This window comes from Staphylococcus caeli, from assembly GCF_900097965.1.
GTDB classification, from domain to species: Bacteria; Bacillota; Bacilli; order Staphylococcales; family Staphylococcaceae; genus Staphylococcus; species Staphylococcus caeli.
Genome location: NZ_FMPG01000002.1, coordinates 102,570 through 115,954 on the forward strand (window position 1 = coordinate 102,570; position 13,385 = coordinate 115,954).

The 13,385-nt window shown below is 33.9% G+C and carries 12 protein-coding genes; 3 read left to right on the forward strand and 9 right to left on the reverse strand.

Annotation, left to right across the window (positions count from 1 at the left end; translation table 11 throughout):
* The first annotated feature begins 339 nt into the window (after positions 1-339).
* Positions 340-663, forward strand: coding sequence for a hypothetical protein (locus BJS11_RS03435; RefSeq protein ID WP_069994534.1), 324 nt, complete (start codon positions 340-342; stop codon positions 661-663).
* A 192-nt stretch (positions 664-855) separates the two neighbouring features.
* On the forward strand, positions 856-2,010 hold the full coding sequence (locus BJS11_RS03440; RefSeq protein ID WP_069994535.1) for an ArgE/DapE family deacylase: 1,155 nt from the start codon (positions 856-858) through the stop codon (positions 2,008-2,010).
* 90 nt (positions 2,011-2,100) lie between these two features.
* Here BJS11_RS03440 and BJS11_RS03445 read toward each other — a convergent pair whose 3' ends face one another.
* Positions 2,101-2,982 (reverse strand): AraC family transcriptional regulator, encoded by an 882-nt coding sequence (locus tag BJS11_RS03445; protein ID WP_069994536.1) that lies wholly within the window; start codon positions 2,980-2,982, stop codon positions 2,101-2,103.
* A gap of 101 nt (positions 2,983-3,083) precedes the next feature.
* Between BJS11_RS03445 and BJS11_RS03450 the strand changes: the two genes are divergently transcribed.
* Positions 3,084-3,992: a DMT family transporter gene (locus BJS11_RS03450; RefSeq protein WP_069994537.1), complete on the forward strand. Its 909-nt coding sequence runs from the start codon at positions 3,084-3,086 to the stop codon at positions 3,990-3,992.
* A 60-nt stretch (positions 3,993-4,052) separates the two neighbouring features.
* Here BJS11_RS03450 and BJS11_RS03455 read toward each other — a convergent pair whose 3' ends face one another.
* The 8 genes from BJS11_RS03455 to BJS11_RS03490 all read right to left on the reverse strand — a co-directional run bounded on the left by BJS11_RS03455 (position 4,053) and on the right by BJS11_RS03490 (position 13,373).
* Positions 4,053-4,571: a GNAT family N-acetyltransferase gene (locus BJS11_RS03455; RefSeq protein WP_069994538.1), complete on the reverse strand. Its 519-nt coding sequence runs from the start codon at positions 4,569-4,571 to the stop codon at positions 4,053-4,055.
* Positions 4,572-4,823: 252 nt separating this feature from the next.
* The gene (locus BJS11_RS03460) at positions 4,824-5,153 is read right to left on the reverse strand and encodes a thioredoxin family protein (RefSeq protein WP_069994539.1); all 330 of its coding nucleotides are present in this window, start codon (positions 5,151-5,153) and stop codon (positions 4,824-4,826) included.
* Positions 5,154-5,330: 177 nt separating this feature from the next.
* Positions 5,331-5,741, reverse strand: coding sequence for an acyl-CoA thioesterase (locus BJS11_RS03465; protein WP_069994540.1), 411 nt, complete (start codon positions 5,739-5,741; stop codon positions 5,331-5,333).
* A 72-nt stretch (positions 5,742-5,813) separates the two neighbouring features.
* Positions 5,814-6,797 (reverse strand): D-cysteine desulfhydrase family protein, encoded by a 984-nt coding sequence (locus BJS11_RS03470; protein ID WP_069994541.1) that lies wholly within the window; start codon positions 6,795-6,797, stop codon positions 5,814-5,816.
* A 45-nt stretch (positions 6,798-6,842) separates the two neighbouring features.
* Entirely contained in the window at positions 6,843-7,397 is a 555-nt protein-coding gene (locus BJS11_RS03475; protein ID WP_069994542.1) for a GNAT family N-acetyltransferase, read from the reverse strand.
* 161 nt (positions 7,398-7,558) lie between these two features.
* Complete coding sequence (gene ptsG, locus BJS11_RS03480) at positions 7,559-9,589, reverse strand: glucose-specific PTS transporter subunit IIBC (protein ID WP_069994543.1); 2,031 nt, start codon at positions 9,587-9,589, stop codon at positions 7,559-7,561.
* A 227-nt stretch (positions 9,590-9,816) separates the two neighbouring features.
* On the reverse strand, positions 9,817-11,211 hold the full coding sequence (locus BJS11_RS03485) for a YfcC family protein (protein WP_069994544.1): 1,395 nt from the start codon (positions 11,209-11,211) through the stop codon (positions 9,817-9,819).
* A 419-nt stretch (positions 11,212-11,630) separates the two neighbouring features.
* The gene (locus tag BJS11_RS03490) at positions 11,631-13,373 is read right to left on the reverse strand and encodes a pyruvate oxidase (protein WP_069994545.1); all 1,743 of its coding nucleotides are present in this window, start codon (positions 13,371-13,373) and stop codon (positions 11,631-11,633) included.
* Positions 13,374-13,385: the final 12 nt, after the last annotated feature.

Below are 13,385 nucleotides of genomic sequence, written 5' to 3' on the forward strand. Positions count from 1 at the left end.
ACAATGTTAAATCTACATCTCTTTCAATATAGACATGCTATCATGCAGTTATTGATTTAATATAAACACTTTAAAGTCACTATTAACATATTGTAAATTAGCCTTTACAATACATGTAAAATGAAATTTTTTTAATTTCAAAAACCTTTCGCACCGGTGATTTATTATTTTTACTAAATAAATGAATTTCTTACTAATTTCTTAAAATAATTTTAGTTAACCGCAATGCTTTTCAGAAAACAAAAATATAATATTTACTGCAACTTTACATGATATTAAAACTTAAATGTTACTTTATATGTGTAGAAGATATTCCGAGGACATATAGGAGGCAGTTTTATGAGTAAACCAGTTAAGTTAGTTGTTTCAATTTATCTTGCAGCTGTAGCAATTATTTGTTGTGGCTATCTACTCATGATTTTAGTTGGTAGTTTTCAAGGAAATGATATGAAAGGCTCAGTTTTAGATGCAGATAGTAGTAAAAATATTGAAAATGTAGATAATATCGATAACACTTCTAACGCAACACCTACAGAATCAACGACTGTACCAAAAGGATCGCAGTCAAGTATCCCTACTCACTCAAATACACTGTCAATATTACAAAATAACAAAACTCATACATGGTCTTTAGACAACTCGACCTCTAAAGCACATGTATGAGTTTTTTAATGATGCACATTCACCAACTGCCAATATCTAACACATTAAGTTCATTTTCAAAATTAATATAGACATAAAAAAGACATACTTATCCATATACTTTTAAACTCATAAATACTTCTAAACACATTAAATTCAAAATATTCGTTATAATTAGGATGCATAGCATTTTACAGTAAAGGGGTTTTTAAGATGAGTAAATTTACAGAAACCGAGAAGGTTAAAATTTTAAAAGATTTAGTAAGCATCCAGTCTGTTAACGATAACGAAATTGAAGTTTGTAACTATCTCAAGGATTTACTTTCTAAACATGGCATAGACTCTAAAATAATCAAGATTAGTGATTCACGTGCAAATTTAGTAACTGAAATTGGTGAGTCCGGCCCTGTTTTAGGTATTTCTGGTCATATGGATGTAGTGTCCGCTGGTGATTTGACGAAATGGACATATGATCCATTCACCCTAACAGAAAAAGATGGTAAGCTCTATGGTCGTGGATCAGCAGATATGAAATCAGGATTAGCTGCTTTAGTTCTCAGTTTAATTGATATACATGACCAATCATTGTTAACAAATGGTCGAATTCGTTTATTAGCAACTGCTGGCGAAGAAATAGTCGGAGAAGGTGCAAAAGCATTCCAAGAACAAGGTTATATGAAAGATGTAGATGCACTTGTGATTGCTGAGCCTTCTCAAGATAGAATTATTTATGCACACAAAGGTTCAATGGATATCCGAGTAATTTCGAGAGGTAAGGCTTCCCATAGTTCAATGCCACAACTCGGCTTTAATGCAATATCACCATTAGTGAAGTTTGTCTATAAAGCAGATGAAGGATTCAAAAAATTTGACCAGCATAATGATTTGTTAGGAAATGCATTAATGAACGCAACCATTTTCAACGGTGGTAATCAAGTTAATTCTATACCTGAGCATGCTGAATCTGAATTTAACATTCGTACAATTCCGGAGCACGATAACAATCAATTTATAAGTTATTTCAATGATATTTTAAAACAAGTTGAAACGGATAAAACTGATATAGAAATTGATACGTATATGTCTCGACCACCTGTTTATACTACAGGTCAAAATAAATTAGCGACATTAGCACATGATATGGGTACAAAATATTTGAAAAAAGACTTGCCTTTTGAAGCTTCACCAGGCGTTACCGATGCTTCTGATTTATTAGTCGATAAAGATGAAAATTTCTCTTTTATTATGTATGGACCAGGGTTAGTCAGCCAAGCACATCAAGTAGATGAATATGTTGAAAAATCTAGTTATCTTACTTTTATTGACTTGTATACTGAACTTTTCCCAACCTATTTAAAGCATCTTTAACAATATTGCTTTTCAAAATAAAAAGAATCAGACACTTTTTGAAGTGTTCTCGATTCTTTTTTTATTGAAAGGTAGGTATAGTGTTTTGATTTAGTAATCATGAAGAAGTTTGTGGTACTGCTTTGGTGTCATTTGATATGCCTCTTTAAAGACTTTAATAAAATAACTTGTAGTAGAAAACCCACATGTCATCCCTATCTCAGTGATCGTACAATAATCATTATTATTGAGCATATACAGACTTTGCTCTAATCGATATTGAGTCAAATATTCGAAAGGTGTTTGCTTTACATTTTTCTTAAATAATTTAATCGTTTCTGCTTCACTTAAGTAAATCATCTCACTTAAATCCTTCAATGACACCTTTTCAGAAAAATGTTGTTGCATATGCAATATTACTTGTTTGATTCTGGAATCAAACTTATAAGTAAAATCATTTGGTTGGTGTTCCATAATATATAATATGTACTTCAATGTATGATAAAAATGCATCATAATATCTAATTCAAAATACTTTTCTTTATTATCATATGTTTTGCCTACTGTTTCAATAATGGTCAATAAACGATTGTGGTATGCGTTCCACTGAGATAAATGTATGTAAGGAATATCTTGGACCTGTTGTATGATATGGTTTATATATTTAAATTCCATGTAATTTGTCATTTCTGGTATGCCAATATTCCAACAATAAAATTCACTAAATTGCTCTACTTCTTGAATCTCATGCACAATATCCGAATTAATGAATATACCGTCACCTTTATCAAGAACTTGTTCTTTACTTCCAATGATAATTTTTAGCTGTCCATTAATAACATATACAAATTGTAATGCGCGATGCCAATGAAGGGGAATATATCCCATGGTCATTTCATGCATTTTTGTTTTTAATACAATATGCTTCCAATTATTATCCTCATATCGAATCCGTTCTTCCCCGTTGCTCTCTATAAAAACATCTTTATACATTTTCCTCACCTCAATATATTGCTATTTTTAACGTGTTTAATTGTATTATAGCAATATTTTTTACGCTATATTTTAATATATTAGTAAATGAAGGTGATAAAATGGAAAATAAACAACGTTTAATAGGCATAGTCTTAGCAATTTTAGGGGCATCTTTTTGGGGATTAGGCGGCACAGTGTCTGATTACCTATTTCGACATCAAAATGTGGATATCAACTGGTATGTTACTGCTCGTCTATTAGTGAGTGGTCTCATATTATTATTCATCTTCAAATTATTGAATCCTAAACTAACCATATTTTCAATATTTCATAATATCCAAAGCACGATTCAATTATTTATATTCTCAATATTCGGCATGCTACTTGTACAATATTCTTACATGGCATCAATTAATTATGGTAATGCTGCAGTTGCAACTTTATTACAATATATTGCACCAGTTTATATCATCATTTGGTTTGTTCTACGGAAAAAAGCAAATTTTAAATTATTTGATCTAATTGCAATGCTATTAACGATATCCGGCACATTTCTCTTATTAACAAACGGCTCTACTCATAATCTTGTAGTACCTAGTTCCAGTGTCATATGGGGAATTATTTCCGGTTTGTCACTCGCTTTTTATACAATTTATGCAAGTAGGTTATTAGTCAAATTTCCCGCAATACTCGTAGTTGGTTGGGCCATGATCATTTCTGGTTTGTTAATGAATTTTAAAGCACCCATTTGGCAATTCAGTATTACACAGTTAAATTTTGCAAACGTATCTTATTTAACATTTGGCATTATCTTTGGTACAGCAATGGCATTTTTCTTCTTTATTAAAAGCTTAAATTATTTATCTGCAAAGGAAACTACGCTTTTTGGCACTATTGAACCAGTAATGGCCATAGTTGCTAGCGCATTTTGGTTAAAAGTCAGCTTTCTGCCTTACCAATCATTAGGTATTCTACTTATTATCATATTGATACTAACTCTTTCCTTAAAAAAAGAACAAGAACGTTAATATTATAAAAAGCGAAGAGACGTCATCGACACACATTCGATTTCGTTTCTTCGCTTCTAATTACCATATATAGTCTGTCTGATATTCCGTTTCCTGATTTAACATCATTGACATATATAGTTCATCAAAATAATGACCATCTATGTAGACCGACTCATGTCGAATACCTTCTATTTTAAAACCAAGTTTTTCGTAAAAGTTTACTGCCGGTTTATTCGTTGTAATAACGGTTAGTTCCAAGCGTCTCAAGCCTTTACGATTTGCCCATTTAATTGTTTCATTGAACATTTGAGTGGCAATACCTTGTTGTTGCAAATCATTAACCAGACCCGTAACCATAGAACCTATATGTCTAATTTTAATTAAACGACTGATATGTACAGACACATAACCTAATATCTCGCCATCCTCTGATTTGGCACCTATGTAAAAATTACGTTTTATTTCGTCTTCAAGTTGTTCCTTATCAAATTCCCGTTCATCTGCTAAGTACAACATAAACTGTGTTTCTGCATCCAATCTTTTTTGGCAAGCATAAAGCGCTTCCGCTTCATTCGGACAAATTCGCTCAATACGCATGATATCCCCCCACACTGCTATGAATTAACCTAATCATACATTATTTTTTATAATTATGACATAATTTATTATGTTTTCATCATTTTAATCACATACAATGTAAAATTAATATTTAACCGCTTAGCTTTCATTTTATAATTTCTATAATCATTCAATCCGTCATCTCACTTCAAAATCAAAAAAAACTGCCAAAACACTATGTATTTTGACAGCTTCTTATTCATTTAAAAATTATTAAAATATCCACGCTTGTTAATCCAATAAACTTTGGTACATTAAACGTAACTGATGTTCAAACTGCTGCATATCTATAAAACGCGCTTGTCGATGCATTTCTTTTCCATCCATAAAAATCAAATCGACTGGCACAGTGAATATTGACAACTCACCTGCAATAGCTTCAACGTCACTTTGATTAATCACACCCAACGGAATTTGAGGATATTCATCAACTAACCCTGCAATTTGTGGTAATACCGCATGGCAAACACTACATTGATCCCTCATAACATGTATCACTACAAGTCTATTGGATTCAATGAATTTATAAAATTCTGCTACTGTCGTCAATGTTTTTTGCATTATGAACACCACCTTTATGACCTTGATTAAACACTATGAAATCATTTTGACAACATATCTTTGCCTTTTTCTAATCAGTAAATATCCTTTAGCTATATATCAACTACATCACAACTTAAAATAACTATATATCACTAATTAAATTATTAAAAATTCATGACTTTTAACAAGCAACTATTAGATTTCACCATTTAATATATTTTGGAACACTTCAGGTACACGCGTGACCTTTTGCTTTTGTAAATTAAAAAATGTACCACTTTGTTTACCAAGACAATGTGTTTTACCTTCTGATGTAATCTCAAATTCAAATTCCCAACGTAATTTACTTGCTTTTACAAGGTAACACCGCCCAACAGGTTGGTCATGAATTGTAACAGGATTTTGATATTCGGCTTCTGTTTTCATCAATATAGGAGAAATGTGTTGATGCATCATATCAGAATATGACATGTATTTATTGATAAAATCCGTACGCAAATCTTCAAACCATCTAATGTATACAATATTACTCACTATGCCCATAGCATCAATATCATAGCCATTCACTTCTATATTGCGTTCTGCCACTAGCTTTCTTATAGTCATAATTTTTTAAACCCCTTAAACTTTTATATTCATTACCAACTATATTTTAAGCTATCAGAACATGAGATGACATTATTTTGTTTCTGTAATTTCGGGCAACATTTGTTGTAGACGGTGCCTTGTTTCTTCAGTATATCCTTGAAGTCCACCTGTATGAATAAACAATATATTTTCCTGATTATCATACTGACCCGACTTAATTTCTTCTATCAATCCTTTAAAAGCTTTGCCTGTGTAAGTAGGATCTAATATCATACCTTCTAATTGTGCAATATCAATATAGAACTGCAATTCCTCATCTGTCGCTTGCCCATAACCTAATCCGATATAAGCATCATTAATATGCACAGTATCAAATCTTTTTACAGAATCATCGAGCTGCTGAATAATTTCAATGATTTTATTATGAAATGCCTCGGTACTTTGATCGACTGCATACCCTATAATTTGTTTAGTAGACTGATGTTGTTCATTGCCATACCATAACCCAGCATAAGTACCGCCTGAACCAACCGCAACATTTATAGAATCGAAAGTAATATTCATTTCTTTTTCTTGTTCTATGATTTCATCGAAGGCATGTACATATCCGTGCGTGCCAATCCAATCTGAAGCACCCACTGGAATTGAGAATGGTGTCTTGCCTTGTGCTTCTAAATTCTTATATAAACTTTCCATGCTTGCTTCTCTAGAGGCTGTGGGCCCTATCACATGGATATGTGCTCCTAACATAGCATCTAAGAATAAATTGCCTTCATACGCTTGCAGTTCTCCCCTAAGCACAAGGTGACATTCAATATTATATTGTGCACATAACGCAGCTGTCGCACGCGCGTGATTAGACGTTATTGCACCTGTCGTAATGATCGTGTCATAACCATGATCTAATACATATTGTATTGTGTATTCTAGTTTACGTACTTTGTTTCCTGAAATTTCTGTTCCCGTAAAATCGTCACGTTTAATATAGATTGCTTTGCCTAACGCTTGGCTCAACCGTTCCAATTTATGAATAGGCGTATTTAAATTAGCTACATTTAGCTTGTTCTGTAACATACAACCCCTCCTCTAAATTAATTTCATTCATTATTGATGTTGCGCTTATTTATTCAAAAAATGCTTCCTAAATAAAACATATCGGTTCATATCCCTAAAATGTTCCCCATCGAAAACATCTTCAACATCTGTCGCAACAAACGTGAAGCCTACTTTTTTAGCTACTTTATTGCTCGCTATATTGCGTTTATCAGCCATAATAGTTAATTTATTCAGTGCTAAAATTTCAAATGCATAGTGGCACAAGTAGTTTACACAATTTGTCACTATTTGTTTACCTGTATAGCCTTCTGCTATCCAATATCCTACTTCTGCCTTTTGATGTGTAACTTGTATATTATGTAAATCTATAGTTCCAATCAATGTTTCATCATAATATATTAAAAACAAGCGTGCCTTATTGTCTGCATGCTGTTGTATCATCATTTTCAAATAAGACTGCTCGTCTTCCAACGTCACGTCTTCTTTAACAAAATCCAAAAATGTTGATAAATGAGATAAATTGCCCTTTATCGTCTCTAATAATGGCTCGGCCATATCTAATTCTGGGGGTACGAGTGTTACATTTGGCATAACTTTAATAGCCGGTCTATAATTCATGTATTTCACCTTCGATTCTATTTATAGTTATCTCCATAATATTTATAATTTCAGAATATTTCAACTTTTAATTCGAAAATTAAAAAATGAGGACAAGCGACAGTTCGAAAACTCATTCGAAACTTAATCACTCATCCTCATATTAAATATTTACAATGCTATTATGCTTTTACTGTTAAAATTAATTCTTCCGCTTTGACGTGCTTAACATCTTCTACTACTAATGCACGGTCTTCCAAATTCGTTACCACTAAAGGTGTAACAATACTTGGTGCGTTTGCTTTAATGTAATCTAAATCAACTTGCATTAATAATTGACCTTTGTTCACAGTATCGCCTGTATTTACAAAACTTTCAAAACCTTCACCATTGAGCTTAACCGTATCAATACCAATATGAATCAATAATTCTAAGCCTTGTTCTGATTCTAAACCAATCGCATGTTTTGTAGGGAATATTGTCTTCACAGTACCATCGAATGGTGCGACAATTTTACCATTTTCAGGAATAAAACCAACACCATCTCCCATCATTTTTTGAGCAAATACTTGATCAGGCACTTCTGATAATGGAATGATTTGACCTTCACCTGGCGCGTAAACTTTAATTTCATCTGTTTGTGCCACATGAACTGCTTCGTTACTATCTACTTCTTCAACAGTCGTTTCACTAGGTTTCGTAATTTCACCTTTGATAATGCGCGCCATATCATGTTTAATCTGATCCGATTTAGGTCCAAATATTGCTTGCATATTATTACCAACTTCAAGTACACCGGAAGCACCTAACGCTTTCAGACCTGCAACATCAACCTTGCTTTTGTCGTTCACTTCTACACGTAATCTTGTGATACATGCATCTAAGTGTTTAATATTACTTTCTCCACCCATTGCTGCTAGGACATTGAATGGTAAGTCACTCGCTGATGATTGTGTGAATTGTGCCTGTTTGTCTTCGCGTCCAGGCGTTTTGTATTTGAATTTTAAAATTAAGAATCTGAAAACGAAATAGTAAATAAATGCATAAACAATACCTACTGGAATAACTAACCACCACTGAGTCTTATTCGGTAGTACACCTAGTAAGACATAATCAATAAATCCACCTGAGAACGTATAACCTAAATGCACATTTAATAAGTATAAGATTAAAAAAGATAAGCCATCTAATACTGCATGCACAAAGAATAATAATGGTGCTACAAATAAGAACGAGAATTCTAATGGTTCAGTAATACCCGTTAAGAATGATGTTAAGGCTGCTGATCCCATTAAACCGGCAACAACTTTTTTATTTTCCGGTTTCGCAGTATGATAGATCGCTAACGCTGCTGCTGGTAAACCAAACATCATAACTGGGAATTCACCTTGCATGAATTTACCAGCCGTTAATTTACTACCTTCTTTAATTTGTTCAATAAAAATACGTTGGTCTCCGTGAATCATCTCACCAGCTGCATTTTTCCAACTGCCAAATTCAAACCAGAATGGCGCATGGAAAATATGGTGTAGACCAAACGGTATCAATAATCGCTTGATAAATCCGAATAAAAATACTGCTACGCCTGTGTTCGAATCTAATAATCCTTCACTGAATGCATTTAAACCATCTTGAATCGTTGGCCAAATCCAAGCCATTGGAAACGCTAAGATAAATGACGTTGTCGCCATCATAATTGGCACAAATCGTTTACCCGCAAAGAACCCTAAGTATGATGGTAATGAAATATTATAGAATTTGTTATAACACCATGCCGCAAGTGCACCGATGATAATACCACCAAACACACCCGTTTGCAGTGTAGGAATACCTAGTACACTCGCATAACCACTAGCTGCATCATTAACGTTGTCTGGTGTCACATGCAGGATCGCTCCCATCGTTTTGTTCATAATGACATATCCTACAAATGCCGCTATCGCAGCAACACCATCACCACTCGCTAAACCTATTGCAACACCTAAAGCAAAAATCATTGGCAAGTTATCAAATATACTACTTCCTGCCCCTGCCATCATTTCTGCAACATTTTGAACTCCTGCATTTTGTATAAATGGCAAATAATGTTGTAGTTCTTCGCCTTGAATGGCCGTACCAATTGCTAATAATAGACCGGCCGCAGGTAATATCGCTACTGGAAGCATTAATGCTTTACCAATACGTTGCAGCTGTCCAAAAAGCTTTTTAAACATATATAATTCTTCCCTTCATAAATAATAATTTCGTCAAAAATCGCGCAAAAAAAGCATGAACAAACAGACTATTCCCTATAGTCTTCCGTTTGCTCATGCCTGCCTAACCAGTAACACGCAAATTGACGATTATTTTTTTTATATTATATAACGCTTTCATAAAATACACAATAACTTTTTTGCCTTTATTTTTACAATTTGAGTCTTAATTCGTCACATTTTCAAAACTAATAACCTACAATGAGCGCTACTGACATACCAATACAACAAATAATAACCCAGAGTAAGATAACCTTCCATGCAAATTTCAACCACTGTGTATAGGTAATCTTCCCAACGGCTAAAGCACCCATTAAAATTGCAGATGTTGGGAATAAGACGTTACTAATGGCGTCTCCATATTGGAATGCGAGAACTGTAATTTGACGATTAATATTTAATAAATCAGAAATAGGTACCATTAATGGCATTGTTGTTAACGCTTGTCCTGACCCCGATGGAATAAAGAAATTCAGCATAAATTGTAATATAAACATTGCTATAATGACTAATGACGAAGGCACACCTGCCAACAAAGTTGTCATACCATAAACGATGCTATCAATCACTTCTCCATTTTCTAAAATAACGATGATACCTTTGGCAAAACCAACAATCATAGCGCCAAACAAAATATCTTTCATGCCCTCAATCATTGCATCAAAGGTACCGTTGATACCCAAGCCACCAATTACTCCAGCAAGAATTCCGGCAAATATAAAGTTGGCGCTCATCTCATTAAATGACCAGCCGAATGTGAATATGCCATAAACATTGAGTATAATCGCTAAGACGATCAATCCTAATCCGATTGCTTGTCGCTTTGTAAAACGTGCGCGTGTTAATTGCGTTTCAGACTTAGCTTCGATTTGTTCCAGTTCATAAACATAACTTTTCGACTTATCACGCTTAACCTTGCGTGCATAAAGCATTACGGTTGAAATAGCCGCTATTAAAATGAATACATATATGATTGAACGTAATCCCCATCCTGAAAACATCGGCAATTCTGCTACAGTTTGTGCAACACCTACAGTAAATGGATTCAACATCCCTCCTATAAATCCACTTGCTGCGCCAAGAATAACCATTGCTGCACCCGTCAGCGCATCATAGCCTAAAGTTCGTGCAATAATAATACCAATAGGGACAAAAATGATTGTTTCTTCTGCTAAACCAATTGAAAACCCTAAAATTGAAAAAATAGTCATTGTTAATGGAATCATCAGTACTTTATATGCACCTAATGATTGCATTGCTTTATTTACACCATTCTCAAAAGCACCAGTCTTGTGAACAATACCGAATGCGCCACCTACTAAAAAGATGTAAAAAACTATCTCCCCACCACTTATTAATCCTTCAGGTATTGCGCGAAATATATCAAAGAAAGATACGCCATGTTGTTGAACCTGCTCATATGATCCAGGTATAACTAATGTTTGCCCATCTTTTTTCTCTCTTGAAAATGTTCCCGCTGGAATTAAATAAGTGAGAATACTCGCAAATATGATAATACATAACAAAAGTGCATACGTATGTGGTGTTTTTAAACGCTTATCCTTCAAAAAATTTTTGACCATGCTTAAAACAACCTCTCCCAATGACATCCTATTTTTAACTTGTGAAATACAAAAAATATCAATTTAGTTATATTTAACACAATTATCTGACAATTCGCACTTTCTATTATTCCACAACCAAATATTAAATCAATACCCAAGGTGTGAAAATATCTACAGTGCATGCGTGATGAATGTTATATGTTTTGATTTCATACTATAACACGACTTATTTTTGTGTCTTTAATACTAGAAACAGATTAAGTAAAGAATTGAGTCTAGCACATAAATAGGTGTTTCAGATTCTTTGTTAATAAGTAAATTACAACCTGTATTAAAAACTATAAATATAAAGCACGACTAAACTTCGTTAATGAAGTATAGCCGTGCTTATGCAAAAAATTTAGTTTTATACTTATCTATTTTAACTAGACAATATATTAGAAGAAACGTTTAACTGCTGTTGACATTGGTGGCAGTTCGTCTAGGTCTAATTTTTTATCTTCAGTAATGGATCTAAATGCCCATTTACCATAATTGATTGCTTCATCTTTAACGATTTTACCTGGTAATGGTGCTGCATTAGGATCTACATAAACATTAACAATTGTTGGTCTGTCTTGAGCCATCGCATCAGCAACGACTTCATCAATGTTGCTTGGATCTTTTAATGTGTAACCAACACCACCACAACTTTCAGCAAATTTAGCTAAATCTATATCTGTGAAATCGATAGCATATTCTAACTCACCAGCGGCTTGTTGTTCATATTTAATAAATGATAATTGTTCGTTATTTAATACAAAAATCGTCATAGGTAAGTCATATTGAACAGCTGTGGCGAAATCCTGCATAACCATTTGGAATGCACCATCACCAGCAATACCTACAACTTGACGATTTGGGTATGCGCGTTTCGCTGCAATTGCACCAGGTAAAGCGCAGCCCATTGTACCTAACCAGCTAGATACAATAAATTTATTGTTCACTGTTAAATTTAAATAACGTGTTGACCAAACTGTTGATGTACCTACATCGATAGAAAAGATTGCGTCATCTGTTCTCACTTTGTTGATTGCGTCCATTAAACGTTCTGGGCGAATCGGTGAACTTTCATCTGCTAAATCTTTCGCCATCCATGAATCCCAAGTCGCTTTTCTTTCGAGTGTTTTATTTAAGAAATCACGATTTTTAATGTGTTTTACTGAATCCGTTAATTGTTGTAACGCATATTTACTATCACCAAGTATACCTACATTTACATTGAAACGGTGTCCGATATTGTCAGGGTTTGTATCAATTTGAATGGCTTTAATATTTTTCTTAGGTAAGTAGTCAACATATGGATAATTTGTACCAACCATAATTAATAAGTCGGCGTCTTGTATTGTTTGGTATGATACTTTGGTACCAATTTTTCCTAGATTTCCTAAATTATATGGATGTGCATCCGCTAGTATACCTTTTGCAGGTAATGTGATGATTGATGGAATTTTAACCGCTTCAATAAATTCACGCACTTCGTCTTTAGCATGTTTCGCACCTGTACCAATTAACATAACTGGACGTTTACTCTTATTAATTAATTTCGTCGCTTTTTTGATACTGCGTGGTTTCGGCGCTACTCGTGCAGGTGGTGCTGTATCAACTGGCGTATTCGTTGTGTCTTTCACTTTATTTGTTAATAAGTTATTTGGCAGAATTAAGACTGCTACGCCTTTTTTCTGATATGCCGTGCGAATGGCTTCATTTACAATGCCAAACACGTCTTTATCGTTTTCAGTGATTTGACGATTATATACTGCAACATCGTCTACCATTTTGCTAATATCTGTTTCTTGGAACGCTTTAGTTCCTAATGCTGTGCTATCTGTTTGTCCAGCCAAAATAAGTTGTGGCACATTATCTAGTTTGGCATCATACATACCATTAAGTAGATGAACGACACCAGGTCCTCCGATACTTAATGCAACACCAATTTTACCCGTTAATTTAGTATAGCTAGCTGCTGCTAAACTAGCCACTTCTTCATGACGTACATGAACAAATTCAACTTCATCTCTTACAGTTCTCAAACTATCAACAACTGCATCAATTGAGTCACCTGGAATACCATATAAGTGATCAATATCCCACGCTTGTAATGCTTTTACTAATGCTTCATTTGCTTTAATTTTTGCCATTATAAAAAACTC